Raw genomic sequence first — 26467 nt, 5'->3', positions numbered from 1 at the left:
AATCAGGGAGGATTTACCATGAAAGCGAAATTACAAAGAGTTTTAGCAGGTTTTCTTTCAGTCGCGGTCCTGATACCGATTCTGTCTACTTCCGCTCAGGCAGCAGCCCCGGTTGTTACCACGGATGAAGCAGTTTATGTAAATTTGGATTACTATGGAAAAACGCAAAATGTTGAAATTGTAAAAGGATGCAATTTAAATGGGAACAACCAATTCACCGATTACGGCAGCTACAGCAATGTAATCAATATGTCCACGGACGCAAAACCGACCCTGTCGGGTGATTCCGTAAGCTGGAATCTTCCGAAGGACGCCACCGGCAGATTCTATTATCAATGCACGCCCAAGAACGGCGCGGTCGGCATGCCCTGGAATTTCGACGTATCGTATAAGCTGAACGGCGTTCCCACGGACGCAAAGAAACTTGCCGGTGTTTCCGGAATGGTCGAAATCGACGTAAAAGCCATTCCGAATAAGAGTGCAGCCGATTATTACAAAAATAATTTTCTCCTTCAGGTGGGAACGCTGGTGAAAATGAAGGATACGCTGAGCGTGGAAGCCCCCGGCGCGCAGCTGCAATCCCTCGGCGATTATAAAGCCGTTCTGTTTGCCGGTCTGCCCGGAGAAGAAACCAACTTTACCATCCGGATTGGTACGAACAGCTTTGAAACAACCGGCGTCTTCATGCTGATGGTGCCCGGCACACTGGATCAGTTAAAGGATATTAAGGACCTGAAAGAAGATAAGGACACCTTTAAAAGTTCACTGGACGCAATTAACCTCAGCACGAATCAGATTCTGGGGACAATGGAGGGCATGACCGGCGGCCTTAACCAGCTGCAATCCGGCGCAGGCTCACTGGACAGCGCCCGCGGCATTGTCAGTTCTTCAAAAGGGAATATGTATAACTATGCCGATAAATCCCTCGCGGACTTAACCAATATCGCAAATAATACCAGCGCGCTTGTTCCCCATCTGCAAAAGGGACAGCAGCTTGTACAGGATGTAAATACCGATGTAAACTCCCTTGTGCAAACGCTGAATGTTTCGAAATCTTATCTGGATTCCCTGTCCAGTTCCATCAGCTCGATTCGGAGCGATGTAAATGACATCCGTGATAATCTGGATGACGCAAGCAGTAGAACCGGCAAGCGTTCTAATGTAACAAATGATCTCAATACTGATTTAAAAAACGCAAAAGCACAAGCCGATCTACTGAAAAAGATTCTTCCAACAATCCAAAAAGATGCCGGCGAGCTTCAGGGAAACGCAGCAAATTTAGGTGCCTCACTTACTAAACTAAACGACCCCAAATATTTAGCAGATCCCAATATAGTCAATGTTTTAACATATTCCCAAAAAACGCTTAAAGGTCTCCAAAAAGTTTCTGACGAAACCACACCTTTAGTAAATGATCTCAGTAAAGTATTGGGCCAATCGGATGCATTAATAAAAACAGGCAGCGATACGGTTGACGTAGTGGATTCTTATTTAGGTCTAGTAGATGATGGTATTAACGACGCCGACGATTTGCTGAAACACGCGAACAACGCGGGCGCAAATTTAAAAAATCTCCTAAGTATTGCGGATACATTAATCGACAATATCAATACATTAAATACCACCGCAAACCAGTACAAGGATGACACGGTCTCCGCGCTGAAAGATACCCAAAACCTGATGCAGAGCCTGTCAAACGGAATAGCGGATTCCCACGCTTTTCTGGCTTCGCTGGAATCCATGGTGCGGTTAAGCGGAAATAAGCTGGACGACGGCACCCGCAAGACCCTGAACGGCTTAATCAGCGTACTGGAGCAAAGCCTGAACGGAATTGGAAACACCCCGACCATTCGGGATGCAAACAATAAGATTCACGACGCCCTTAATAAGGAATTCGACAAATTCCAGGATGACAATAATTTACTGAATCTTGACTCGAAAGCAAAACCGATTTCGTTTACCTCTTTGAAAAATCCGGCGCCGTCGAGCGTTCAAATCGTGCTCCGAACACAGGAAATCAGCAAGGACGACGACAAAGCGAACAATGGAGATCTCGAAAAATCGGAGAATAATCTGAGCGTACTGGACAGAATTAAAAATCTGTTTGTAAAAATTTGGAGCGCCATAACATCCGTATTCTCCGATTCGTAAATTGATAAACACAACCGGCGCAGCAGCAAATTACGCTTGTAATTTGCTGCTGCGTCGTTATGCGGTTTTTTCGGAAAAGCAGGCCGCCACCCCTTGATTTTGTTCTCCTCCGGACTTGCAACAGACAGGCGCAAAGGGCATATAATGGCAGAATAACACTATAAAGGGGTGGCTGTATGTTTGGTGCCGTTCTAGGATTTGCAATATCCGGCTTGCTGTTTTTTATTCTTCATGTCACCGGTTCCGGTTCCTTTCCGCGGCCGCTCACCGCACAGGAAGAGCGCGATTGCCTGGAACGTATGAAAAACGGGGACCTTAAAGCAAAAAATGAGCTGATCGAACACAACCTCCGGCTTGTTGCCCATATTATTAAAAAATACTACGCGAACTCCAATGATCAGGACGATTTAATTTCCATCGGCACGATCGGATTGATCAAGGCCGTAAACACCTTCGACAGCAGCAAAGGAATCCGCCTTTCCAGTTATGCGGCCAGATGCATCGAAAACGAAGTGCTGATGTTCTTCCGCTCCTCGCGGAAAACCGCACAGGATATTTCCATCAACGAGCCGATCGACACCGATAAAGACGGCAACGCGCTGACTTTAATGGACGTTATGGCAACCGAAGACAATATTCTGGAAAATCTCGACTGTAAAATCAAATCGGAACAGTTAAAACGCTATATACAGGAGGTACTTTCCCCGCGCGAGCAGATCATCATCGAGCTTCGTTACGGGCTGACCGGACATAATCCCTTAACCCAGCGGGAAGTAGCGCAAAAGCTCGGTATTTCACGCTCCTATGTTTCAAGAATTGAAAAAAAATCACTCGGCGCGCTGTACAAGCGATTCACAAAATAAATACATAAAAAAGGAACCGCAGGGGTAAGGATACTCTGCGGTTCCTTTATTCTGCCGGAATAGAAAAGGGGATTATTCGGTAAGTCCATTGACATATGCATACAAAAAAAATATACTTATATTTCGGCGTCTGTATTTGTCGAAGTTCTGATTTTATGTAGTTTTGAAGGGATCGTTCCAAATGATTAACATAACACTCGTTCTTGTAATACTCCTCGCAATTATCTTTGACTTTATCAACGGTTTTCACGATACCGCGAACTCCATTGCGACATCCGTTTCCACGCGGGTTTTGAGCCTGCGGGCCGCAACCTTGATGTCGGCTTCGCTGAATTTCCTTGGCGCGCTGGTCAGCGTAAACGTTGCAAATACAATCGCATCCGGTATTATAAACGGGCATTTGGAACAGTTCGTTATCGCTTCCGCCCTGTGCGGCGCAATCGTCTGGAACCTGATTACATGGTATATTGCGCTGCCAAGCAGCTCATCCCATGCGCTGATCGGCAGCCTAATCGGTTCCGCCATCGTGGTGTCCGGTGATCTCCGGGTCGCTAACTGGACGAATATTCTGGACAAAGTGATTATTCCTCTCTTTACATCCCCTGTTATTGGCTTTGTAATCGGTTATTTTGTCATGAAATTCTTATATTTTCTTTTAAAGACCTCCTCCCAGCGTTTCGTTGATAAGTGGTTTTCGAAATTACAGATTGGTTCCGCGGCATTGATGGCATTTTCGCACGGAAGCAACGACGCGCAGAAAACGATGGGCATTATTACGCTGGCGCTGGTCAGCGGAGGTTTTATTAAGGCAAGCGACGGCGTTCCTCTTGCGGTTAAACTGATCTGCGCCTTATCAATGGCGCTTGGAACATCGCTCGGCGGATGGCGGATTATTAAAACCGTCGGCATGAATATGATTAAACTCCAGCCTGTTGAAGGCTTTGCAGCCGAAACTTCGGCGGCGGCGGTCATTCAGGTTATGACGGCTTTAGGCGCCCCGGTAAGCACAACCCACGTCATTTCCTCGTCCATCATGGGCGTTGGCTCCTCCAAGCGCTTTTCCGCTGTACGATGGTCAACGGCCAAGGATATCATCATTACCTGGTTTATTACGATTCCCGCAACGATGCTGCTCGGCGCGGCCTTTACCTTCCTTTTCCGGTTATTATAAACGATTCATTCGGGAGTGCTTCCAAATCGAAGCGCTTCTTTTTCATTTTATCTCGATTTAGCAATCTATCCGTTATACCCTTATATATGTTAAGGAACCGCGATTTCCGCGGTTCCTTTTTCTTTACGAATCCTCCGCCGTATCGAACTGGCTATTGTACAGGCCGGCGTAGAAACCGTTTTTTTGCATCAGTTCATCATGCTTTCCCTGTTCCACAATATCGCCGTCCTTCATTACGAGAATTAAATCCGCGTTCCGAATCGTGGAGAGACGGTGCGCAATGACAAAACTGGTACGGCCTTTCATCAGGTTATCCATTGCCTTCTGAATCAGGATTTCCGTGCGGGTGTCCACGCTGCTGGTTGCTTCGTCCAGAATCAGAATCTGCGGGTCCGCAAGAATCGCGCGGGCGATCGTCAGAAGCTGCTTCTGCCCCTGCGAAACATTGCTGATTTCTTCGTTTAAAATCATGTTGTAACCGTCCGGGAGTGTGCGCACAAAATGATCTACCTGCGCCGCTTTCGCGGCGGCGAACACTTCTCCTTCGGCGGCATCCAGCCGTCCGTAACGGATATTGTCATATATACTGGCGTTATAAAGCCATGTGTCCTGCAAAACCATCCCGAAAAGCGAGCGAAGCCCGTCCCGCGAAAAGTCGCGGATATCATGGCCGTCAATTAAGATTGCCCCGCCGGTCACATCATAGAAACGCATTAAAAGTTTGACCATCGTTGTTTTTCCGGCGCCGGTAGGGCCGACGATGGCGATCTTCTGGCCCGGCTCCACTTTCGCGGAAAAATCGTTGATAATCGTTTTATCCGGAGTATAGCCGAAATGAACGTGCGAAAATTCCACGAAACCCTGGATTTGAAGCCCGTCTTCCCGGTCTTTCGATTTCAGGCGTACCGGCTCCGCGCTTTCGGCAGTTTCCTCCTCCTGATTCAAAAATGCAAATACGCGCTCGGCCGCCGCCGCGGTCTGCTGCAATACATTGGAAATGTTCGCTACCTGCGTAATCGGCTGGTTAAACTGACGGACATATTGAATAAAAGCCTGAATATCCCCAACCGTCACCCTTCCGTTTACGGCAAGATATCCTCCCAGAATGCAAACCGCAACATATCCGAGGTTGCCGATAAAGCTCATCACCGGCATCATCATGCCCGACAGGAACTGGCTTTTCCACGCGGACGAATAGAGCGTATCGTTATAGCTGTCAAACATTTTTACGGATTCCTCCTCGCTGTTAAACGCTTTCACAACGATATGGCTTGCATACATTTCTTCAACATGGCCGTTTACATGCCCGAGATACGTCTGCTGGGCGAGAAAATATTTCTGCGACCTTGCGACGATTAGAATGACGAACAGAGCGGATAAAGGTACCACGCACAGAGCAACCAGCGTCATCTGCCAGCTGATGGACAGCATCATGACGAAAATACCGATGATCGTCGTGATGGAAGTTACAATCTGCGTTACGCTCTGGTTCAGGCTTTGGCTGATCACATCCACGTCGTTGGTCATCAGCGACAGCACCTCGCCGTTGCTGGTGGTATCAAAAAAGCTCAAAGGAAGCTTCTGTATCTTCGCGGCAATTTCGCGGCGCATGTTATAGGTGATTTTCATGGAGACGCCGGTCATAACATACCCCTGTATAATGGAAAAAATGGCGCTGATCAGGTAAAGACCGACAAGCCAAAGCATAATGTTCAGGATATATTGAAAATCGATTCCCGCGCCCGCTCCGGTGATCCGATTCATAATCCCCGTAAAGATCGCATTGGTGGCCTCGCCGAGTATTTTCGGGCCAAGGATGGAAAATACGGTGGAAGCAATCGCAAGGAGGATGACGATCAGCAGGGAAAAGCGATATTTGCCCAGATAACGGAGCAGTTTTCGGAAAGTGCCCTTGAAATCTTTGGCTTTCTCCCCTTTCGGCATCATTGCGCCGGGGCCGTGCCCCGGTTGGCGCGTTGGCTTTGCGGAAGGTCTGCTCATGCGAGTTCCTCCTTTGAAAACTGGGACGAAGCGATTTCATAATACGTCCGGCACGTATGCAGCAATTCCTTATGGGTACCCCTGCCGACAATCTTCCCCTCGTCAAGCACAAGGATCTGATCCGCGTCCATAATCGTGCCGACGCGCTGCGCCACAATCAGAACCGTACTGTCCCCCGTATAATCCTTCAGCGCCCGCCTGAGCGCCGCGTCCGTTTTAAAGTCCAGAGCGGAAAAGCTGTCGTCAAAAATATAAATCGGAGGCTTTTTCACCAACGCACGGGCAATGGAAAGCCGCTGCTTCTGCCCGCCGGACACATTGGAACCAGCCTGTGCAATTTCCGATTCAAAGCCTTCCGGATTTTCGTCGATAAAGCCGATCGCCTGCGCAACCGTAGCGGCCTCTTTCAGTTTGCTTTCATCCGCATTCCGGTCGCCGTAGCGCAGATTGGAAGCAATCGTACCGGACAGCAGGTATCCCTTCTGCGGAACATACCCGATTTGTTCCCGCAGGTCGTGCTGCTTAACATTTTTTACATTCACGCCATTAACCAGCACTTCCCCCCCAGTCGCGTCGTAGAAGCGCGGGATTAAATTGATCAGCGTTGTCTTCCCCGAACCGGTTGAACCGATAAACGCCGTTGTGCGCCCCGGAAAAGCGGTAAAGTTAATTCCTTCCAGCGCGTTCTCGCCCGCTCCGCCGTAGCGGAAGGATACATCTCGGAATTCCACCGTCCCGATTTTATCCGAACGGAATTCTTCCGCCCGCGGCGGGTCCTGAATAGACGGCTCCACGCCGAGGACTTCTGCTATGCGCCGGCCCGAAACTGCCGCGCGCGGCACCAGAATGAACAGAATGGAGATCATTAAGAAGCTCATAATAATCTGCATTGCATACTGCATGAACGCCATCATATCGCCGACCTGCATAGCGGAATCCGCAATCTGCCGGGCGCCGACCCATACGATCAGCAAAGTAACCGCATTCATCAGCAGCATCATGGCCGGCATCAGAAACACCATGACGCGGTTCACAAACAGGGAATTATTTGTAAGATCGCGGTTTGAAATGTCAAAACGGTCTTCTTCAAATTTCTGTGTTCCAAACGCGCGGATAACCATCAGACCGTTCAGGTTCTCACGCGTAATTAAATTCAGCCGGTCGATCAATTGCTGCATGATTCGGAATTTCGGCATGGCAACGGAATATACCACGAAAATCATGCCGGTCAGGATGACACAGGCCAAAGCAATAATCCAGCTCATGGATACGGATTTACGCAGCGCCATAAAGACACCGCCGATCCCCAGAATCGGAGCATAACAAAAAATCCTTACGCCCATCATCAGAAGCATCTGTACCTGCATGACATCGTTTGTTGTTCGCGTAATTAAAGATGCCGTGGAAAACTTGTCAAACTCGCCGTTTGAAAAGCTCTCAACCTTATTAAATACAGCACGGCGGAGATCCCGGGCAACCCCGGCGCTGATTTTTGCGGAAAAATAGCCGACCAGAACGGTAGCGATTCCGCCCGCAAGCGCAATCAGCAGCATGACCGCCCCCGTCCGCAAAATATAATGATTTTGGATTGCTCCTGTATTCACCCCCAGCTCCCGGTAAAAGCTCCGGCTGAACGCCGCCCCGCTTTGCAGGAGCGTCGCTTCCGGATTTTTCAGCGCCTGCGCGCGCGCATCCGCAATCGTACCCGAAGGCAAACGGCTGAACACCGGCTCAAGCGCATAGAGCCCGGACAGATCAATTTTTGTAACGTCCGTCTTCCCCGCCGAGAAGGATTTCCCCGACTGTTTGGCTATGCTTTTCATGGTATTGAGAAAAGTCCAGGCGGATTCGCCGAATATCCGGTCCAACTGCGGGTCGGAGCTAGACCGGACATAAATATCCTCCGTTTTCAGGAGAGGATATTTTTTGAGATATTCTTCCTTCTCCGCTCCGGAACCCTTTGTCGGAATCCTCTTATAACCGTTTTCCATTACCTGCTTTTCCGAATCCGTCATAAAAATCCGCATAAAGGAAAAGCCCTTTGCGCTGATTGCCTCGGGCGCGGATTGTTGAATACCGCCCTGCTGTATGCCAACGTTTACAATTTTCGACATGTAGTTCGGCAGATTCAGGTCGCTGACCGCCTGCCCGAAAAGCAGAAAGACGGACAGCAGAAGGGATGCCGTATAGGGTTTTAAATAGCTTGCCAGTTTTGCCATATTGTTTTTCCTTTCCAAAATCGCTGTCCCTATCATTTCCATTTCCTGCCGGTTTATGAACAAAGAATAATGGATACTCACCGACAAGTGGTGCTACTTCCATGGCACCAAAAGGCACAGCCTATTCCCTGCGGCCTTTCAAAAGACTATTTCATTCTTTCAACCGTACACTCCCCCCAGCTCATACATAGAAATTTTAAAAAGCGTGCACAAAAACAGAGCTGCCCGATTCTTTCGATCAGACAGCCCTTACCTTTGATTTTTTATTTATTGTTTTTCCACAGCGTCCGCCGCCGCTTCCAGCCAGGGAGCGTTGGCAAGTTCGACAAGACCCACGTCGCAGTTCTTAGCAAGCTCCGGGTCAACCGGACATCTGCAAAGTACTTTCAGCCCGAATTTTGCCGCGATTTCCTCAACATGGCTTTCGCCGAAAATCGAAATGATTTTTCCGCAGTCCGGGCACTTTACATAGCTCATGTTTTCCACAATACCGATAATCGGTACGTTCATCATTTTCGCCATATTCACCGCTTTGGCAACGATCATGGAAACCAGCTCCTGCGGAGAAGTTACGATGACAATGCCGTCCAGCGGAATGGACTGGAACACGGTAAGCGGAACGTCGCCGGTTCCCGGGGGCATATCGACAAACAGATAATCCACGTCCGTCCAAATAACATCCGTCCAGAACTGTTTTACGGTGTTGGCAATCACCGGGCCGCGCCAGACGACCGGGGCGGTCTCGTCTTCCAGCAGCAGGTTTACGGACATGACGTCGATTCCCGTATTCGTCTTCACCGGCAGCAGGCCGAATTCACTGCCCATTGCTTTCTGCTTTAATCCAAAAGCCTTCGGAATAGACGGGCCGGTAACATCCGCGTCTAAAATCGCCGTATGGCTTCCGCGGCGGTTCAGCAAAACAGCAAGCATGGAAGTTACCATACTCTTTCCAACGCCGCCTTTTCCGCTGACTACGCCGATTACTTTTTTAATTTTACTCATTGCGTTTGGTTTTTCAATAAAATCGGCGGGGTTTACCTTGCGGGAAGAACAATTTTCGCCGCAGGAATCACAGTTATGCGTGCAATTTTCTTCACTCATCGAATCATCCTTTTTCATGTCCTGCGGTTCGCGCAGGACTTCATTATCAAGCAGTTCTTATTGTAAAATGATATACTGATTTTGTCAATTTTATATTTTAGATAGCGGGAAGCTAAAACTCCATTTTCAGGCTGCGAAGGAACAAATCGGAAAGAACGGTTTTCGGTTCTTTTCCTTCATTGATGACGGAATTTACCGCGCGGCAGATTGGAAGCTCCACTTTGGTTTCCTGCCCCAGTTTCAAAAGGGCGGTCGTGGTTGCAACGCCCTCCGCCAGCTCGCCATAGTTCTCTCCTTTAACAAACAGCTCGCCGAATTTCCGGTTGTGGCTGTATTCGGAAAATACGGTCGCTTCATAATCGCCCAAATGGCTTAAACCGTAGGCGGTAATTTCATTTCCGCCCATCGCCTGAATCAGCCGCGCAATCTCCCTTGTCCCGCGGGACATTAAAGCGCCCTTCAGCGCCGTGCGGTTCAGGCCGTCCAGCATCCCCCCGGCAATCCCGATTACGTTTTTCGCGGCGGCACCGACTTCGTTGCCGATCAGATCCGTTCCGTAGTAAAAGCGAATCAGGTCGCTGGAAAACGCTTTCACCAGATATTCTTTAATTTCCATACTGCTGCTGTCGATCACCATGCAGTTCGGGATTCCGCGTACAAAATTCTGAACATGGCCCGGCCCTACCCAAATCGCAACAGGAACCTTCGGGGCGTATTCCTGTACAATCTGCGTCAGCCGTTTTCCCGTGTCCGCTTCAATTCCCTTCATGCACAGCACAATCGTTTTTCCGCCCAAATCCAGCGCGGCCAGCTGCTGCATGAACCCGCGAAAGCTCTGCGCTCCGATGGATACCACCAGGATTTCCGCCGATTCCACCGCATTTTTCAAATCACTGGTAAGCTGAATGCCTTCGTTTAAGGTTACCAGTCCGTTTGTGCGCTGCTTTCTGAACGTCTGCAGCTTCTGAGAGTTTTCACGCCCGTAAAGCGTTATCGTATGATTTAACCGGTCAAGATACCAGGCTATAAAGCTGCCCCATCTTCCGCAGCCGATGACGGATATATTCATGTTATCCCCTCCGTTTTCCTTTAGTATACCATAATTTTGCCCTGAAAGGAAAACCTTCTGAAAACGGAAAATTTTCAGGACAAGGCATCCAGTTCAAACCAGAAAACGCTCCCTTTTCCCTCTTCGCTCTGTACGCCGTAAGCGCCCCCGTGCATGTCCAATATCGCTTTCACAATGGAAAGGCCGAGGCCGAGGCCGGTGCCGATCTGTGCGCGCTTATGCTTTTTATTTATTTTAAACCGTTAATGTGAAAGCCTTGTGATGATTTTACAGATGTATTGTAACATAAATCCGGCTTGCGGGAATAGTGCTTTTATGGCATAATGGAATTAGAATTTGCGTGAGGTGAGGGTATGAACCGCAATTATGCACCCGTCAATCAATTATTCCCGCAAAAACGCACAAGACTGCGTTTATTTTTCGGAATACAGTATTTTACTTGCAAACGGTATTGTAAATGGATTTTCGGCACCGAACGCCCGGCGCGTTCCTTCAGCCGCGGCAAACTTTCCTACCTCTGTTTTTCCCATTCCACACCGCTGTTTCGCAAACTGAAAGAGTTGGACATGCAGCTGCAATATAACAAAATTACGAATCTGAAACTGGCCGTGGAGAAGCTGAACGGCATTCTGATTCGCCCCGGTGAAACATTTTCTTACTGGAGGACCATCGGAAAGCCGACGCGCCGCAAAGGGTACCTGGAAGGCATGGTCCTGTTCTGCGGCACCGTACAGAAGGGAGTCGGCGGCGGGCTGTGCCAGCTTTCCAACTTAATTTACTGGATGACGCTGCACACCGGGCTGACCGTTACGGAACGATACCGCCACAGCTACGACGTTTTCCCCGATTCCAACCGAACGCAGCCCTTTGGCAGCGGCGCGACCTGTTTTTACAATTATAAAGACCTGACGATAAAGAACGAAACGCCTTTCTCATTTCAGCTTTGCCTGAACGTAACCGATACCGATCTGGAAGGGGAATGGCGTTCGGACGCAAAGCCGCATTACACCTATGAAGTGTATGAAAAGGAACAGCACATCACGCACGAATACTGGGGAGGCTTCACGCGCAATAATACATTGTACCGCAAAACAATCCGTCCGGATGGAGAAATCGTTCGGGATGAATACCTGTCCGAAAACCACGCGGTTATGATGTATACACCTTTTTTGGAAGCCGGTGAAAATGAGCAGAGAAAGGCCCCGGCAGACGAATGAAATCTGCCGGGGCTCCGAATCGGATAGAGAATATTAATCGAACACGCCGGTTGAAAGGTAACGTTCGCCGGTATCGGGCAGAAGCGCGACAATCAGCTTTCCCTTGTTTTCCGGGCGCTTTGCGAGCTGCATCGCGGCAAATACGGCCGCGCCCGCGGAAATACCAACCAGCAGGCCCTCGCTTCCCGCAAGGCTCTTGGTAGCGGCAAAAGCGTCCTCGTTTGCTACCGCGATCACTTCGTCAAGAATATCGGTATTCAGGATATCGGGGACAAAGCCCGCGCCGATTCCCTGAATTTTATGCGGGCCGGATTTTCCTTCCGTAATAACCGGCGAACCGGCGGGTTCCACGCCGACCACCTTTACATTCGGATTATGCTCCTTCAGCGCTTCTCCCACGCCGGTAATCGTGCCGCCCGTGCCGATGCCCGCGACAAAGATATCGACCTTCCCGTCGGTATCCTTCCAGATTTCCTGTCCCGTTGTCGCGCGGTGAACCGCCGGATTGGCGGGATTTACAAACTGACCGGGAATGTAGGAATTCGGAATCTCCTTGGCAAGTTCATCCGCCCTGTCAATCGCGCCCTTCATCCCTTTCGCGCCCTCCGTCAGCACAAGCTCCGCGCCCAAAGCGGAAACCAGTCTGCGGCGCTCAAGGCTCATGGTTTCGGGCATGGTCAGAATAATGCGGTATCCTCTTGCCGCCGCCACAAACGCAAGGCCAACCCCGGTATTCCCGCTGGTCGGTTCGATAATGGTCGTGTCTTTATTGATAAGCCCTTTTTCTTCCGCATCCTGAATCAGCGCATAGCCGACCCTGTCCTTTACGGAGGAAAGGGGATTGAAATATTCCAGTTTTCCCACAACGGTTGCTTCCAGGTCGTTTGCCTTTTCATAATTCGTCAGTTCCAAAAGCGGCGTGTTGCCGATCAGTTCCGTCAGATTCTTTGCGATTTCCATTATAGTCTCTCCTTCAATCAAATCTATTTTCTTATTATAGTATTGCAGAATCGGGTTTTACAAGCCGCAACAGTAAATATTCCGGTCGGCTCTTCGAAAATACAGCCTTCTCACGGGTACGCCCCCTATTGATGATAATTCCTACCGAATTAGTAATGTATTTAAGTTGAAAATAGTATACGCTCTATATATAATAAAGTCAATAGGAAAACTCAGCTTTTTTATTGCAGGAATTTGAAAAAGATAGTAAGATAAGGGTCGTAAGGAGAGAGAAGCCTATGAAGTTATCGACAAAAAGCCGTTACGCGCTCGAAGGGATGCTGTATATCGCGGTTTACGGGAAGGACAAACTGCTGAGTATAAAAGAAATTGCCGCCGGTACAACCGTTTCCCCGGCATATATGGAACAGATTTTTTTCACCTTAAAAAAAGCCGGATTGGTGTCTACGGTGCGCGGAGCCAAGGGCGGGTTTGCCCTTGGCTGCCCGGAAAATGAAATTACGGTCGGCACGATTCTCCGCGCAATTGACGGGAACCTTGTACCGGTTCCCTGCGCAGCCAGTCTGTCCGCCTGCAAAAGCAAGGTGCGCTCGAACTGCGTAAGCCGGAATGTCTGGATTCGGATTTCGCAGGCGATTTCGGATACGGCGGACAAACAGACGCTGGAAATGCTGAAGAATCAATTTATTCAGGAAGGCGAAGGTGCAGAAAATGAAAATATCCACTAAAGGCAGATACGGCCTTCGCGCCATGATCGATCTGGCCATAAACAGCAGCGAAGGATGCACGTCACTCGCCGATATTTCGCACCGGCAGGATTTATCCCTGAATTACCTCGAAAGTATTTTTTCCTATTTAAAACGCGCGGGCCTGGTCGTCGGAATCGCCGGCGCACAGGGCGGTTACATGCTTGCAAAACCGGCGGATGAAATTACGCTGTACGAGATTATGACCGTTTTGGAAGGAAGCATGTCCGTTTACGACAGCTTTGGCGAAGAAACAAAAATACGCAGTTTCCTGAACCGGAACGTATGGGATGTCATCGACAAAAATGTAAACGAAGTGCTGACCGGCACCACCTTGGCGGATGTATTGAAAAATATGGAAACCAGCCGGCTTTCCGGGGATTGCTCCGGATTATAAAAAGGAAGCGCGCCAAAAGGCTCGCTTCCTTTTTCATTGCAATACGAAAAAAGCCCTTGCCCCTGCATAAACAGGGACAAGAGCATAACCCCCCGGCTTACTACGCTGAATCATCGGTTTTTATCCGCGATTTACCTATTAAAATAGGATATGCGGCATGAAAAAAACGTCAAGATTATTCTGGCTTCCCATTAAAATTCTGTCGTAAATCCTCATTTATAATCTATATTGACCATATTTAAAAGAAATTCTTGTTAATTCCTACATAATTGGAAAGTCCTGTCGATATTATTTAAGTGGGTGTTTGAAATGTGTCGATTTATGTGTTAACATTAAGTCTAATTTAATCATTCGAAACGTTCTTATGCATTTAAATATCGGAGGTATATTGTGGATATTTCAGTTATTTTGGGAATAGTGATCTCTTTTGGCTCTATCCTTTTAGGTTACACGATCGAAAAGGGCACGATAAGTTCTTTGATTCTGCTCAGCCCGATTCTGATCGTTTTCGGCGGCACAGCGGGCGCGACGATCCTGTCGTATAATCTTCCGGATCTGATTGCCTCTTTTAAAGCCGTTGTCGGAACCTTTTCAAATAAATCCGCGGGCAATCCAACCGAAGTCATTACAAAAATCACAGGCATGGCGGACACCTGCCGCCAGGGCGGTATTTTAAAATTGCAGGAACTGATTAATGATCCCGATCTGGATAAGGATGAATATACGGTTTTAAAAGAAGGCATGGTCCTTGCGCTGGATATGAAAAACGCGGATGAAATTCAGGAAGCGCTGGAATCCAACCTGAGTACATTTAACGCAAAAAAACAAATTGAGGCTTCTGTTTGGGTCAGCGCGGCCGGTTACTCCCCCACCATGGGCGTTATCGGTACCGTTATGGGGCTGGTACAGGTTCTTTCCCATATGACGGACGCGGAACAGCTGGTTGCTTCCATCGGTGTTGCGTTTATCGCCACATTGTACGGCGTTGTTTTTGCAAACCTTATTTATATGCCGTTTGCCAACCGTTTAAAAAACACGCTGAAGCGCCAGATGATTATCCGGCAAATGATGGTGGAAGGAATCTGCATGATTGCGCGCGGAGAAGCATCGCGCAGCATTGAAAACAAGCTTTCCGCATTTTATCAGGTATTTCCGAAAGGCGATAAGCTGTATAAAGAAGGAATTCAAAAATAATCGGGAGGGGAATCTATGGCAAAAAAATGCAAAGAAGAGCCGGAAGCCGAGGAAAACAGCGAAAGATGGCTGCTTACCTATTCTGATATGATCACCCTTCTGCTCGCCTTATTTATTATTCTCTATTCCATGAGTACCATCGACGCCAAAAAAGTAGCGCAGATGGCGGAAAATTTCGGGACCACCATGGGAACGGCAAGCACCGCGGGCAATGCGGCGGGAACCGGAGGCACCGGAAAAGGAACCGGAACGGGCACCGGTACCGGCAAAGGCTCGATGAACGGCAGCGCCGTGAACCCGGATGCACTGGATGAAGTTTACAACATTCTTCAGGATTATGTCGATAAAAATCACCTTGAAAATTCCGTAGGACTTGTAAATTCGGATACATATGTTAAAATTCATTTGAAGGACACCCTGATGTTCAAGCCGGACAGCCCAGCCATGCTGCCCGCAAGCGAGCCGATTCTGCTGGAGATTGAAAAAGCGATCGACAAAGTCTACGACCATGTGGACTATATCACGATCAGCGGCCATACCGCCGACACCGGCGAACATACCATTGCCAGCGATCAGGTATCCTGGCGGCTTTCAACAGAACGCGCCATCACCGTAATGAATTATTTTGTCGGTTACGGCCTTGGGGAAGATAAGCTTTCCATTCAGGGATTCGCTCATTTTTCACCCATTGCCTCAAATCAGACCCCGGAAGGCCGGGCAAAGAACCGGCGTGTTGAAATTACCATTGTAAAGAATCCCAGCGATAAAAACACAGCCAATTCTACAGCAGGCAAACCCGCCGGTCCTGCGGGTTCCGCCGCGGGAGGTTCCGCATCCTCCGGTGCATCGGGCGCGTCTTCCAGCAGCTCCGGAGCAAGCAGCACGGCGTCCGGCAGCGCAGCAGCGAGCGGTGCGGTTTCCGGCAGTACCGGTACAAGCAGTACAAAATAATTGAAATGAGGTGTTACAATGGAATCCAGAACTATTTTTACAATTGCACGGCAATACGGAAGCGGCGGCCGGGAAATCGGCCAGAAGCTGGCACAGGAATTGAACATTCCCTTTTTTGACAAGGAATTAATCGCTCTGTCCGCAAAGGAAAGCGGAATCAGTGAAACCGTATTTGAAAAAGCGGATGAAAAAGTGACCGGGAGTCTGTTGTATTCCCTCCTGATGGGCAGTTTTCCCTTTGGAAGCGCGGCTTCACCGATCAGCGGGATGCCCGTAAACGACATGCTGTTTTTGATCCAGTCCGATATTATTAAAAAGGCAGCCAAAGTCGGTCCCTGCGTCATCGTCGGCCGGTGTGCGGATTATGTGCTGCAAAATACGGACCACGTATTCAACGTATTCATCCATTCGGACAAATTGAGCCGTATGGAACGGGTTGTGCAGGAATACCATGTACAGGCGGAAAAAGCGGCTGATTTCCTTACAAAAATGGACAAACAGCGCGCGAATTACTACAATTTTTATACAAATAAAAAATGGGGAGACCTTGAAAACTACCACCTGACCATTGATTCTTCCGCAACGGGAATCAGCGGGGCAGTCGAATTAATTAAAACGGCTGCCGCAATGAAGGAAGGTATGTAAATCGAATTTGAAGAAAAAAGGAGCATAATTCTGTGAAAAAACTATCCGGTGCTACGGATATGACCTTCGGAAATCCCTATAAACTGCTGTTTGTGTTTTCCATCCCGCTTTTGCTGGGAAACATATTTGAACAGCTTTACAATATGGTCGACAGCATTGTTGTCGGCAATTTCGTCGGCGAAAAGGCTCTGGCGGCCGTCGGAACCGGCTTCCCGATCATCTTTATGCTGAGCGCCCTGTTTATCGGGCTTGGCATCGGTTCCACCATTATGATCTCTCAGTATTACGGAGCCAAAGAATTCGAAAACATTCAAAATACCGTCAATACAATTTATATGGCCATGATGGTCGGCACGGTTCCGCTGACCATCATGGGTATTTTATTCAGTGAACCTCTTCTGAAATTAATGAAAGTTCCCGACGACGGAACTCTCGCAATGGCCAAGGTCTACCTGATCGTGATTTTTGCCGGTGTAATCGGCAACCTTGGATACAATATTAACGCGGGCATTTTGCAGGGGCTCGGCGACAGCCGGACCTCCCTGCTGTTTTTACTGGTGGCAACCATCATCAATATTATCCTCGACCTTTTATTCACGGTCGCTTTCGGATGGGGCGTATTCGGCGTAGCATTTGCTACGGTGATCGCCCAGTTCTGTTCCTGGGTTTTCGGGATTCGCTTTATCAACCGGAATTTTTCGTTCATCCATATTCAGCCGCTGAAGAGCAAATTCCGCAGGGAACTGTTTCAGAAAGCGATTAAGCTCGGCATTCCTTCGGGCATACAGCAGGCTCTGTTTTCCATCGGCATTATGGTGATGCAGACGCTGGTGAATTCCTATGGCTCCTCCTTCATGGCGGGATTTAACGGCGCAAATAAAATTGATACCTTTGCGTTCATGCCGATTCTGAGTTTTTCAACCGCCGTTACAACCTATGTGGGGCAAAATATCGGCGCCTCCCGGATTGAGCGTGTAAAATCCGGAACCAAAGCGGGGCTCGTTCTGGCGGTCGGCTCCAGTATTGTGATCAGCAGTATCGTCTACCCGCTGAGCGCTTTTATTATGCGGATGTTTAACTCCAATCCGGAAGTGATCAGCGCGGGCGTCGCGTATCTGCACTGCGTGCTGCCGTTTTTCTTCATTCTTGCCGTCTTATTCGTTTTAAACGCCGTACTGCGCGGCGCGGGGGAAATGATCGTTCCCATGATTTCAACCTTTGTTTCCCTTTGGTTCGTCCGGGTGCCGATCGCTTACATGATTGCCGATCACTTTGGGAAAGAATATATCTACTATTCCTATGCGGTCGGCTGGGCAGCCGGTATCCTTATCTCCTTTCCCTACTATAAATTTGGCAAATGGAAAAATAAAAGGATTATAGCCGGACCGAAAGAAGAAGTTTAGCGCAAGAAAAAGTCCTATATTTCATATATTGAAATATAAATTTTGATTCATGCTTTATATTATAGGAAACATCTTTGTTGTTAATTTATTAACAGGAGAATTACCATGAAAGCTTCGATCAATCAAAAGACTTTGTTTTTAGCGCAATTCGCGATGCTGCTGGCTGTTGAAGCAATTGTCTGTTTCACCCCTCTCGGCTCCCTTCCGGCTTTTGGCCCGATTGTGGCAACCCTCGGCATGGTGCCGGTCATTATCACGTCCATCCTTTTGGGAACAGGCGCCGGTACGATGATGGGATTTTTCGCCGGGCTGTTCAGCTTCTGTGTCTGGACGTTCACCCCGCCAAGTCCGATGGCTTTTGTGTTTACGCCGTTTTATTCCGCCGGACCGGTCGCCCGGAATTACTGGAGCCTTGCGATTTGCTTTCTTCCCCGCATCCTGGTCGGAACCGTAACGGGAACCTGTTTTAACCTCTTTACGAAATGGAAATGGAAGAACGCCGTCGCCTACGGATTGAGCGGCGTACTGGGCAGCCTGACCAATACCCTTCTGGTACTGGGCGGCATCTACGTCTTTTTTGGCCAAAGCTACGCGGATGCCCTTAAAGTAAGCTTTAACCTTCTGCTGGGCCTGATCGGGCTTACGATTTTAACGAGCGGAATACCGGAGGCGGTAATCGGCGGCGCGGCGGCTTACGCCATCTGTTATCCGATTAAAAAGCATATGAACCACCGTTTTGAATAAGATCCGGAAAACGAAGCATAATAGTGCAAACGAATCAAGAAGGTGCTGTTATGATAAATTTATCCTGTGACGTAATGAACTGTGCAAACAATAAAGACCGGTATTGCTGCCGTCCGGAAATTCAGGTAGGCGGCCGGAGCGCAAACGCTTCACGGCAGACCAGCTGCGCCTCCTTTTCAGACGCTACAGACAGCGCGCAGAACGCAGTCGGGACCGTGCTGCCCAACACTTCGCTCGAAATCTACTGCGAGGCGGAAAACTGCAAATACAATATCGATGAAAAGTGTTCCGCCGACCATATCGGCATTCATGCCGAAACGGCAAATCCGAATTCCCAGTCGAATACCGAGTGTGCAAGCTTCGAAAATCAATAGTGCATAAAAGAACAATTTCCTGTCAAAGATGAAAGAGCGGCGATACCGCTCTTTTTATTTTGTTATAAATGAAGAGAGAAGTAGAAACAAGAAGTAAATTGTCGCAAATTTTGTAAGAATTGTTGTGATACCATCGAACATATGCTATACTGAATTCACAATTTGTTTCGTGAGAAAGAAGATGGAAGGTAGGTTATGAAAACGAATATGACAGCAAAATCAGGTCTTGCCCTGTTTGCCGTCTGCTTAATCTTTTTAAGCGGCTGCAAGGGAAATGACGCAAATAAGGTAAACTCCAAGTCCGAAGGGAATTCTTCCGCTCCGCAAAGCGCAGTTGCATCTGCGGCAAGTTCAGAACAGGAGATTTCACAACAAGCTTCCTCTTTCCATAACGACCCAAACGGCAATGTCGCACAAAGCGAAAAAGCCGAACCGAGTTATCTGGATGACGCGGTGTTCATCGGCGATTCCGTTACCTTAAAACTCAAAAATTATGTAACGATAAAGCGTAAAACAAATCCCGGCTACTTCGGTAAGGCTCAGTTTCTTGCCGCCGGCAGCATGGGCAGCGGAAACGCTCTCCAGCCGCTGAAAAGCAACTCCATCCATCCGTCCTACAACGGCAAAAAAGCCCTTCTGGAGGACAGCGTGGCCGCAATGGGCGCAAAAAAAGTCTATATCATGCTCGGCGCCAATGATATCGGCCTGTACGGCGTCAATGATTCCGCGGACAATATGGCGAAGCTACTGGCAAAAATCAGCGCAAAGTCGCCGAATGCGAAACTATTTGTACAGTCTGCGACTCCGATTATCAAAGAACAGCAGATGACGAATCTGAACAACCCGAATCTTGCCGCTTACGATAAGAAATTAAAAGATCTGTGTGAACAGAAAGGCTATTATTTTATTGACGTTGCCTCCGTAATGCGTGACAAGGAGGGCAATCTGCCGCGGGAATACTGCAGTGACCCGAACGATCTCGGCATTCATTTTACCGACAAGGCGTGCGAGGTCTGGATCGATTATATTTTAACCCACGCCGTGAAATAGGAGAGAATCGAAATGAAAAAACTTTTATCCTTGCTGCTTGCCGCGGCAACGCTTTTTTCGCTGGCCGCCTGCGGCGGAGGAACCAAGCAGGCCGACTTGAAAAAAGTAATGGCCGATATGAAGCCGAAAATAAAAAATCAGGAAATGATGGAATTGTCAGCCGACGATTTAATGCCGAACTACGGAATTTCCACCGACGATGTGAAGCAGTTTGCAGCCTACGTTGATTCCACCGGTATCAAGGGCGATGAAATTATCTTTCTGGAAGGCAAGGACGCCGACGCCGCGAAGCGGATCAAAGAGAAGCTGGATACCCGGTACAAGCAAAAGGAAACGGAAATGAAAGATTACCTTCCGGCGGAATTCGCCGTATTGAAAAAATGCGGCGTGAACCAGAACGGAAATTACGTCAGCATGATTGTTTCCCCTCAGTATGAGGAATTGAATAAGATTTATAACGAAGCCGTTAAAAAATAAAGAGATGGGGGGTTATACCCTCATCTCTTTTCCGTTAATGGACTTGGCTCAGGATTTCACCAATGCTCCCCTGAATCAAAAGGTCGGCGTTGCCGTCCTGGGGAGTCGCGTCGCGGTTAATGAGCACAAGCCTGTCCCCGCGGTAATAATCAATCAGGCTTGCGGCGGGATAAACCGCAAGCGAGGTTCCGCCGATGATCAGCATATCCGCTTTTTCAATCGCCTCTACCGCGCCGTAAAGCGTGCGCTGATTCAGGCCTTCCTCGTATAATACCACGTCCGGTTTAATCGTACCCCCGCAGGTACAGGTGGGAATCCCCTTGCTTTGCAGCATAAATTGTGCGTCGTACAGCGCATGGCACCGCTGGCAATAATTGCGGTGCACGGAGCCGTGCAGTTCGTAAACCGTTTTGCTGCCCGCCATCTGATGCAGGCCGTCAATATTCTGCGTTACCACCGCGGTCAGTTTTCCCGCTTCCTCCAGCTCCGCAAGCTTTTTATGCGCGGCATTGGGCTTTGCGTCAAGGCAGAGCATTTTGGCGCGGTAAAAGTCAAAGAATTCCGCGGTGTGCGTTACATAAAAGCTGTGGCTCAGCATGGTTTCCGGCGGATATTTGTAATGCTGGTGGTAAAGCCCGTCCACGCTGCGAAAATCGGGAATTCCGCTTTCGGTGGAAACCCCCGCTCCCCCAAAAAACACAATCCGTTTACTGCCGTCAATCCACTTTTGCAGTTTTTCAATCTTATCTTCCATAACAGTCTCCCCTTTCTCCAATAATTCTATTGTAACCCGGTAAAAAACAATTGCAAGGGTAAAGTCCGTTTTTTCCTTTTGCAGAACAGAAAATCTCTGTCAATAATTGTGGTTTGCAATACGGCATTTTTTCAACTATACTATAATGATAAATAATTCTCAGGAGGTTTTAAAATGCAGGGCAAAGCTTCTCAAATTATCAACGAGGTTAAAAAGGCCGTTGTCGGAAAAGACGCGATCATCTGCAAGGTGCTGATGGTCATTCTGGCGCAGGGGCATATCCTGCTGGAAGATATCCCCGGCGTAGGCAAAACGACGCTGGCGCTTGCGTTTTCGAAAGCAATGTCCCTTGATTATAAAAGAGTCCAGTTTACCCCCGACGTTATGCCGACCGACGTAACCGGGTTTTCAATCTATAACAAGGCGACCGGCAAATTGGAATACAAGCCCGGCGCCGCGCTGTGCAACCTGTTTCTGGCGGATGAAATCAACCGAACCTCCAGCAAAACCCAGTCCGCGCTTCTGGAGGTAATGGAAGAAGGAAGCATCACCGTAGACGGGATTACCCGCTCCACCCCAAAGCCCTATATCGTAATTGCAACCCAGAATCCGGTCGGTTCGGCCGGAACGCAGATGCTTCCGGAATCCCAGCTCGACCGTTTCATGGTGCGGCTGACGATGGGGTATCCCAAGTTCGGCGACGAGGTTGAAATTTTGAAACGCAAGCAGGGCGACGACCCGCTGGATTCGGTCTGCAAGGTTGTGGACGAGCAGGCCATCCTCAGCATGCAGGTGCAAACGGACGCGGTTTATATTTCCGACGATCTCTACGCCTATATCGCGCGTTTAGTCAGCGCCACGCGTGAAAACAGCATGATCCGCCTCGGGGCAAGCCCGCGCGGTTCCATCGCGCTGGCGAGGATGGCACAGGCTGCCGCTTATCTTTCCGGCAGGGATTATATCGTGCCGAAGGACGTTCAGTTTGTTTTCCGCGATGTCATTGAGCATCGCATCCTTCTGAACTCCCAGGCGAAAATCAGCAGTGTATCCGCGGGGGAACTTCTGGACGGAATTCTGAAAGAAGTACACGCGCCATCCATTGTCCGTTAGAGGTGCCCTATGTTTCGTTATCGGTTTTCATACGGCCTGCTGCTTTTTGCCGCTCTTTTCTTTTGTATATTTTTTAAGGAATACCTTTCTTTTTTTACCTTCCTGTTCCTTCTTCTCCTTCCGCTTATTCCTCTGCTTTTTTTACTTGCGGCGGTTCGGAAAACAACCGTTTCGCTGGAAACGGATTGTTCCGCCGTAAAGAAAGAGACGGATTTCTGTTCTTATATCGTGCTGAAAAACACATCCCTTTTCCCGGTTGCCGGTGCAGGGATACAAATCTCCTTTGAGAATACTCTGAGCGGTTATAAGAAGGAAGAAACCCTGTTTGTTCCGGTCAACTCCAAAACGGAACAGCGTGTGGAATACCGGATGCGTTCGCAGTACTGCGGCAGAATCCGGGTGAAGCTGACGAAGGTTACTTATTATGATTTTCTGGGGATTTTTTCCATGCACAAGACGCTTTCCGCTCAGGCCGAGCTATTCGTGACCCCCGGCATCTACCCGATCGATATCGAAATCGACCGGACAACGGCAGCGGAAGCGGAGAGCAGCGTCTATTCCAAGGAAAAGCCCGGCGATGACCCGTCGGAAATTTTCGATATCCGGCCGTATCGCAGCGGCGACCGGCTCCGGAGCATCCACTGGAAACTCAGTTCCAAGCTGGACGAGCTGATGGTAAAGGAGTTCAGCCTGCCGACCGACAGTGAAGTGCTCCTTTTGGTGGAACTGCTTGCTCCGGATATGGAGACGGCGAACGCCCTGATTGAAACGTTTGCCTCCCTTTCGCAATTTCTGATCGAAAACGGAATCCATCACCGGATTGAATGGTACGACATCAAAAGCAGCCATACCGAGAACGCGGCCGTTGAGGAGGAGGAAGACCTGGCGGTGCTTCTGCATTCCGTACTGTCGTCCGGCTATTATTCCGATGAACCCTATGCCTTGAAATGCCGGGAAAACATGGACAAGGCGCACTGCGCGCACGTCATTTATATTACCGGCGGGCTGACCGGCGAACTCTCCTCCTTCTTCGGCGGGATGGAAGGAGAAAAGGCTACTGTGCTGTACGCGGGCGGCTTAAAAAGTGAGAACGACACGCAGCTTGCCGAGAGCCTGAAAACCATGCATGCGAACGTAGTGGAAATCGTACCGGATACCATACAGGAATGTCTCTCGGGAATTACGATATAAGAAAGCAGGTGACAAAATGAGCGAAGACAAGCGCAAAATAAACCCGTCCGGCATGGAAATCGCCGCCCCCCGCCTGACGGAGCAGAAAGCGTCCGTTGCCGAGAACGCGGTGTTTTCCCTTGCCGTAGTCCTTCTGGGCGTTCTGGGCGCCGCATGGTGCTTTATCTCCGCTTTTTCGCTGCCTGTGCTTTCCCTTACGGTGAACCTGTACGCCCTTCTGTTCGCCGCTGTTTTTACGCTGTCTTATTTTTTAAATCGTTTACGGATTTACATCCATTTTCTGCTTATCGTTCTTTATTCGATTGCCGCCTGGCATTTCCGTTTTGCAATGGCACAGGGGTTTGTAATTACCACCAATCAGATTATGAAAACCTATGCAAACCATTCGGGTTTGAATCTTCCCGTTTATCTGGTTACCGTAAAAACGGAACTGTACCCGGAAGTCTGCACGTTATTTCTGGTGTTCATCCTCTTCATCGTAACCGGCCTTGTATGCTGCGCGGTAATCAAGCAAAAAAGCCTGCGTCTTACCTTTTTTGCAACCGCTCCCTTCCTGCTGGCCGCGCTTGCGTTTACCATTACGCCGAACTTTATCGCCGTACTTTCCCTGTTCACCTGCTGGACCGCTCTACTTTTAACCCGCCTTCCCGCCGAAAAGAAGAAGGGATTTCTGAAAATCCACAGCGGATACGCGGGCAAAAGCAGTTCTACCGCCGCGAGAAGCGGCCTGCTTTCCATTCCGGCGCTTTTTCTCTGCTTCGCGCTGATTCTTTCCCTGTTCCCCAGGCAAAGCTACCAGCGGCCGCGGGAACTGGACAAAATAAGATCGAATCTGGTTGAAACAGCGGCGAACAGCCCGCTCCTGAACGGCAGCCGGGCGCTGGCGGGAAACACGGACCACGTCGATTTAAATAACGCGGGCAGTATTCATTTTACCGGCGAAACCGCCTTGCAGATAAAATCGGACAAGCAATATCCCCTTTACTTAAAAAGCTTCGCCGGAAGTGTTTTTACCGGATCGGGCTGGGAAAAGCTTCCGGATTCGGATTATACCGGCATTAACCGGCAGCTCGGCGGTCGGAACGCGCAAAACATGTTCTATCTGTTCGCATCCCTTCTTCATCAGCAGAACAATCCCGTTTTGAATCCGTTTGGAATACGGGTAAAGAATGTAAATGCATCAAAGCAGTGCATTTACGCGCCTTACAATCTTTCTACAACGCCGGAAGCCATTACCGGCGTACATTTCGTAAATGATGAATTTATCCGCTCCGATTCTCTCTTCGGCACGTCCGAATATACTTTTTACGCATACGGTTTTGGTCCGGGTGAAATTACTTCCAATATCAGCGGCCTGGTTTACAGTGTAATGACTAAGCGGATGTTTCATTCCGAGGGAGATACGAATATTCCGGACAGCACGAAAAGTTTCTTTCATAATCAAGAAAAATATTATGTTTTAAATTCTGAAAATGTGAAGTCCTATTACGAAACCACGATTCCGGAAAATGTTTTGCAGGCAATGGATATTAAAAGCAGGGACTACATGCAAGCGGAACAGGATTACCGCGTGTTCCTGTATGATAAATACACCCAGCTCCCCCAAAGCACACGGGAAAAAGTGCAGAAATTGCTAAAGCAGGAAGGTTTGATGGACTCCGCAAATATTCGGGCAGCTTCGCAATCCAAATATTATTCCGGCGTGGAAAGTATGGCAAACGCCGTAAAGCGTTATTTAAGCAAAAACTGTTCTTATACCCTGAATCCCGGCAAGATTCCCGCCGGTGAAGATTTTACGGAGTACTTCCTGACGAAAAGCCACCAAGGCTACTGCGTACATTTCGCCACCGCGGCAACCGTTATGCTGCGCGCAATGGGCGTACCGGCCCGTTACGCCGAGGGGTACATTGTTACTCCCGAAGATTATAAAAGCGCCTCAGCGGGCGGCTGGGCGAATATCCCGGACTGCCGCGCACACGCCTGGGTGGAAATATACTATCCCGGGCTTGGCTGGCAGCCTCTGGAAGTTACTCCCGGCTTCAATGTGGGAAAAAGTCTGACACAGGAAAGCGACCCCGTTAACCCGCTTCCTGCTCAGAATTCGTTTGAAAACGAATCCTCCTCTCAGGCGGAAAGCAGCCCGGAAAGGAAAGCCGAAAGCAAAGCTCCAAACAGTGCCGCGCCTTCCTCCGCAGCAAACCCCGCAGCGGAAACCGGCGCTAAGGCGGCCGCGGATTCCAAAGCCGCCAGGCTACCGATTTTCATTGCGGCGGCGGTTCTGTTCTCTCTGCTGGTATTTACCGTCTTGAAACGCAAACTTGGGTTAAGCCGGCGGGAAAAATGCTTTGCGCAGCCGGATTTCCGTCAGGCCGCAGTCGGTGTTTATGCGTACCTGACGCAGCTTACAAAGTTCGGCGGGGAAATCAGCGCGGAGGTTAATGAACTTGCCCAAAAAGCACGGTTCAGCCGGAACGGGATTACCGAAGATGAGTTAAAAGTCATGACGGATTCCGCGCGCCGCCTCGCGCGGGAGAATTACCGGAACCTGCCGAAATGGAAGCAGATTTTGTTTAAGTATATTTATAATCTTCTGTAAAACGGCGTGCCCCTCCCCACCCACACAGGAAATATTGTGGACGGAACGGGGCAATATTCAGGTAGGCAATAAATCCGCAATGT

The 26467-nt window shown here is 49.1% G+C and carries 24 protein-coding genes; 17 read left to right on the top strand and 7 right to left on the bottom strand.

Annotated elements, in window-relative coordinates; all coding sequences use genetic code 11:
- The first annotated feature begins 18 nt into the window (after positions 1-18).
- The 3 genes from OUY18_RS00745 to OUY18_RS00735 all read left to right on the top strand — a co-directional run bounded on the left by OUY18_RS00745 (position 19) and on the right by OUY18_RS00735 (position 4185).
- A complete protein-coding gene (locus OUY18_RS00745) occupies positions 19-2151 on the top strand; it encodes a hypothetical protein (RefSeq protein ID WP_268056795.1) in 2133 nt (710 codons plus the stop codon).
- Between the two features lie 176 nt (positions 2152-2327).
- Entirely contained in the window at positions 2328-3014 is a 687-nt protein-coding gene (gene sigK, locus OUY18_RS00740) for an RNA polymerase sporulation sigma factor SigK (RefSeq protein ID WP_268056794.1), read from the top strand.
- Between the two features lie 181 nt (positions 3015-3195).
- Positions 3196-4185 carry an inorganic phosphate transporter gene (locus OUY18_RS00735; protein WP_268056793.1) on the top strand — a complete coding sequence of 330 codons (990 nt, stop codon included), beginning with the start codon at positions 3196-3198 and terminating at the stop codon, positions 4183-4185.
- Between the two features lie 123 nt (positions 4186-4308).
- Here OUY18_RS00735 and OUY18_RS00730 read toward each other — a convergent pair whose 3' ends face one another.
- The 5 genes from OUY18_RS00730 to OUY18_RS00710 form a co-directional block, all read right to left on the bottom strand.
- Positions 4309-6186: an ABC transporter ATP-binding protein gene (locus tag OUY18_RS00730; protein WP_268056792.1), complete on the bottom strand. Its 1878-nt coding sequence runs from the start codon at positions 6184-6186 to the stop codon at positions 4309-4311.
- Complete coding sequence (locus OUY18_RS00725) at positions 6183-8405, bottom strand: ABC transporter ATP-binding protein (protein ID WP_268056791.1); 2223 nt, start codon at positions 8403-8405, stop codon at positions 6183-6185. Before OUY18_RS00725 ends, OUY18_RS00730 begins: the two co-directional genes overlap by 4 nt.
- A gap of 267 nt (positions 8406-8672) precedes the next feature.
- Entirely contained in the window at positions 8673-9506 is an 834-nt protein-coding gene (locus OUY18_RS00720; RefSeq protein ID WP_268056790.1) for an Mrp/NBP35 family ATP-binding protein, read from the bottom strand.
- Between the two features lie 112 nt (positions 9507-9618).
- Entirely contained in the window at positions 9619-10575 is a 957-nt protein-coding gene (locus OUY18_RS00715) for an NAD(P)H-dependent glycerol-3-phosphate dehydrogenase (RefSeq protein ID WP_268056789.1), read from the bottom strand.
- Between the two features lie 74 nt (positions 10576-10649).
- Positions 10650-10781, bottom strand: a complete 132-nt coding sequence (locus OUY18_RS00710) for an ATP-binding protein (protein ID WP_419196107.1) — start codon at positions 10779-10781, stop codon at positions 10650-10652.
- A gap of 147 nt (positions 10782-10928) precedes the next feature.
- On the opposite strand from OUY18_RS00710, the gene OUY18_RS00705 reads away from it, so the two are divergent.
- A complete protein-coding gene (locus OUY18_RS00705) occupies positions 10929-11792 on the top strand; it encodes a VanW family protein (RefSeq protein WP_268056788.1) in 864 nt (287 codons plus the stop codon).
- 33 nt (positions 11793-11825) lie between these two features.
- On the opposite strand, the gene cysK is transcribed toward OUY18_RS00705, so the two are convergent.
- Positions 11826-12755: a cysteine synthase A gene (cysK, locus tag OUY18_RS00700; protein WP_326492972.1), complete on the bottom strand. Its 930-nt coding sequence runs from the start codon at positions 12753-12755 to the stop codon at positions 11826-11828.
- 275 nt (positions 12756-13030) lie between these two features.
- Between cysK and OUY18_RS00695 the strand changes: the two genes are divergently transcribed.
- The 10 genes from OUY18_RS00695 to OUY18_RS00650 all read left to right on the top strand — a co-directional run bounded on the left by OUY18_RS00695 (position 13031) and on the right by OUY18_RS00650 (position 20733).
- Positions 13031-13480 (top strand): RrF2 family transcriptional regulator, encoded by a 450-nt coding sequence (locus tag OUY18_RS00695; protein WP_268056786.1) that lies wholly within the window; start codon positions 13031-13033, stop codon positions 13478-13480.
- Entirely contained in the window at positions 13464-13895 is a 432-nt protein-coding gene (locus OUY18_RS00690; RefSeq protein ID WP_268056785.1) for an RrF2 family transcriptional regulator, read from the top strand. Before OUY18_RS00695 ends, OUY18_RS00690 begins: the two co-directional genes overlap by 17 nt.
- Positions 13896-14285: 390 nt before the next feature.
- Complete coding sequence (locus tag OUY18_RS00685) at positions 14286-15089, top strand: motility protein A (protein WP_268056784.1); 804 nt, start codon at positions 14286-14288, stop codon at positions 15087-15089.
- Positions 15090-15104: 15 nt separating this feature from the next.
- Positions 15105-16040, top strand: coding sequence for an OmpA/MotB family protein (locus OUY18_RS00680; RefSeq protein ID WP_268056783.1), 936 nt, complete (start codon positions 15105-15107; stop codon positions 16038-16040).
- A gap of 18 nt (positions 16041-16058) precedes the next feature.
- Positions 16059-16685 carry an AAA family ATPase gene (locus OUY18_RS00675; protein WP_268056782.1) on the top strand — a complete coding sequence of 209 codons (627 nt, stop codon included), beginning with the start codon at positions 16059-16061 and terminating at the stop codon, positions 16683-16685.
- 32 nt (positions 16686-16717) lie between these two features.
- Positions 16718-18088 carry an MATE family efflux transporter gene (locus OUY18_RS00670; protein ID WP_268056781.1) on the top strand — a complete coding sequence of 457 codons (1371 nt, stop codon included), beginning with the start codon at positions 16718-16720 and terminating at the stop codon, positions 18086-18088.
- 105 nt (positions 18089-18193) lie between these two features.
- The gene (locus OUY18_RS00665) at positions 18194-18832 is read left to right on the top strand and encodes an ECF transporter S component (protein WP_268056780.1); all 639 of its coding nucleotides are present in this window, start codon (positions 18194-18196) and stop codon (positions 18830-18832) included.
- A 50-nt stretch (positions 18833-18882) separates the two neighbouring features.
- Entirely contained in the window at positions 18883-19206 is a 324-nt protein-coding gene (locus OUY18_RS00660) for a DUF1540 domain-containing protein (protein WP_268056779.1), read from the top strand.
- A 195-nt stretch (positions 19207-19401) separates the two neighbouring features.
- Positions 19402-20256 carry a GDSL-type esterase/lipase family protein gene (locus OUY18_RS00655; protein ID WP_268056778.1) on the top strand — a complete coding sequence of 285 codons (855 nt, stop codon included), beginning with the start codon at positions 19402-19404 and terminating at the stop codon, positions 20254-20256.
- Between the two features lie 12 nt (positions 20257-20268).
- Complete coding sequence (locus OUY18_RS00650) at positions 20269-20733, top strand: DUF4358 domain-containing protein (RefSeq protein WP_268056777.1); 465 nt, start codon at positions 20269-20271, stop codon at positions 20731-20733.
- Positions 20734-20767: 34 nt separating this feature from the next.
- On the opposite strand, the gene OUY18_RS00645 is transcribed toward OUY18_RS00650, so the two are convergent.
- The gene (locus tag OUY18_RS00645; RefSeq protein WP_268056776.1) at positions 20768-21487 is read right to left on the bottom strand and encodes an NAD-dependent protein deacylase; all 720 of its coding nucleotides are present in this window, start codon (positions 21485-21487) and stop codon (positions 20768-20770) included.
- 174 nt (positions 21488-21661) lie between these two features.
- Between OUY18_RS00645 and OUY18_RS00640 the strand changes: the two genes are divergently transcribed.
- The 3 genes from OUY18_RS00640 to OUY18_RS00630 are packed head-to-tail and all read left to right on the top strand — an operon-like array spanning position 21662 to position 26384.
- Positions 21662-22597, top strand: a complete 936-nt coding sequence (locus OUY18_RS00640; protein ID WP_268056775.1) for an AAA family ATPase — start codon at positions 21662-21664, stop codon at positions 22595-22597.
- Positions 22598-22606: 9 nt separating this feature from the next.
- Positions 22607-23788 (top strand): DUF58 domain-containing protein, encoded by a 1182-nt coding sequence (locus OUY18_RS00635; protein WP_268056774.1) that lies wholly within the window; start codon positions 22607-22609, stop codon positions 23786-23788.
- A gap of 16 nt (positions 23789-23804) precedes the next feature.
- Positions 23805-26384: a transglutaminaseTgpA domain-containing protein gene (locus OUY18_RS00630; protein WP_268056773.1), complete on the top strand. Its 2580-nt coding sequence runs from the start codon at positions 23805-23807 to the stop codon at positions 26382-26384.
- The last annotated feature ends 83 nt before the right edge of the window (positions 26385-26467 follow it).

The organism is Caproiciproducens galactitolivorans, assembly GCF_026672255.1.
Taxonomy (GTDB): Bacteria; Bacillota; Clostridia; order Oscillospirales; family Acutalibacteraceae; genus Caproiciproducens; species Caproiciproducens galactitolivorans_A.
The sequence above is the reverse complement of the archived record's forward strand: the minus strand, read 5'-3'. Positions and strand labels throughout refer to the sequence as shown.

What these genes read in the sequence shown, in the direction of transcription:
- OUY18_RS00745 (WP_268056795.1), top strand. Translation starts at nt 19, where the DNA reads ATGAAAGCGAAATTACAAAGAGTTTTAGCAGGTTTTCTTTCAGTCGCG.
- sigK (WP_268056794.1), top strand. Translation starts at nt 2,328, where the DNA reads ATGTTTGGTGCCGTTCTAGGATTTGCAATATCCGGCTTGCTGTTTTTT.
- OUY18_RS00735 (WP_268056793.1), top strand. Translation starts at nt 3,196, where the DNA reads ATGATTAACATAACACTCGTTCTTGTAATACTCCTCGCAATTATCTTT.
- OUY18_RS00730 (WP_268056792.1), bottom strand. Translation starts at nt 6,186, where the DNA reads ATGAGCAGACCTTCCGCAAAGCCAACGCGCCAACCGGGGCACGGCCCC.
- OUY18_RS00725 (WP_268056791.1), bottom strand. Translation starts at nt 8,405, where the DNA reads ATGGCAAAACTGGCAAGCTATTTAAAACCCTATACGGCATCCCTTCTG.
- OUY18_RS00720 (WP_268056790.1), bottom strand. Translation starts at nt 9,506, where the DNA reads ATGAGTGAAGAAAATTGCACGCATAACTGTGATTCCTGCGGCGAAAAT.
- OUY18_RS00715 (WP_268056789.1), bottom strand. Translation starts at nt 10,575, where the DNA reads ATGAATATATCCGTCATCGGCTGCGGAAGATGGGGCAGCTTTATAGCC.
- OUY18_RS00705 (WP_268056788.1), top strand. Translation starts at nt 10,929, where the DNA reads ATGAACCGCAATTATGCACCCGTCAATCAATTATTCCCGCAAAAACGC.
- OUY18_RS00695 (WP_268056786.1), top strand. Translation starts at nt 13,031, where the DNA reads ATGAAGTTATCGACAAAAAGCCGTTACGCGCTCGAAGGGATGCTGTAT.
- OUY18_RS00690 (WP_268056785.1), top strand. Translation starts at nt 13,464, where the DNA reads ATGAAAATATCCACTAAAGGCAGATACGGCCTTCGCGCCATGATCGAT.
- OUY18_RS00680 (WP_268056783.1), top strand. Translation starts at nt 15,105, where the DNA reads ATGGCAAAAAAATGCAAAGAAGAGCCGGAAGCCGAGGAAAACAGCGAA.
- OUY18_RS00675 (WP_268056782.1), top strand. Translation starts at nt 16,059, where the DNA reads ATGGAATCCAGAACTATTTTTACAATTGCACGGCAATACGGAAGCGGC.
- OUY18_RS00665 (WP_268056780.1), top strand. Translation starts at nt 18,194, where the DNA reads ATGAAAGCTTCGATCAATCAAAAGACTTTGTTTTTAGCGCAATTCGCG.
- OUY18_RS00660 (WP_268056779.1), top strand. Translation starts at nt 18,883, where the DNA reads ATGATAAATTTATCCTGTGACGTAATGAACTGTGCAAACAATAAAGAC.
- OUY18_RS00655 (WP_268056778.1), top strand. Translation starts at nt 19,402, where the DNA reads ATGAAAACGAATATGACAGCAAAATCAGGTCTTGCCCTGTTTGCCGTC.
- OUY18_RS00650 (WP_268056777.1), top strand. Translation starts at nt 20,269, where the DNA reads ATGAAAAAACTTTTATCCTTGCTGCTTGCCGCGGCAACGCTTTTTTCG.
- OUY18_RS00645 (WP_268056776.1), bottom strand. Translation starts at nt 21,487, where the DNA reads ATGGAAGATAAGATTGAAAAACTGCAAAAGTGGATTGACGGCAGTAAA.
- OUY18_RS00640 (WP_268056775.1), top strand. Translation starts at nt 21,662, where the DNA reads ATGCAGGGCAAAGCTTCTCAAATTATCAACGAGGTTAAAAAGGCCGTT.
- OUY18_RS00635 (WP_268056774.1), top strand. Translation starts at nt 22,607, where the DNA reads ATGTTTCGTTATCGGTTTTCATACGGCCTGCTGCTTTTTGCCGCTCTT.
- OUY18_RS00630 (WP_268056773.1), top strand. Translation starts at nt 23,805, where the DNA reads ATGAGCGAAGACAAGCGCAAAATAAACCCGTCCGGCATGGAAATCGCC.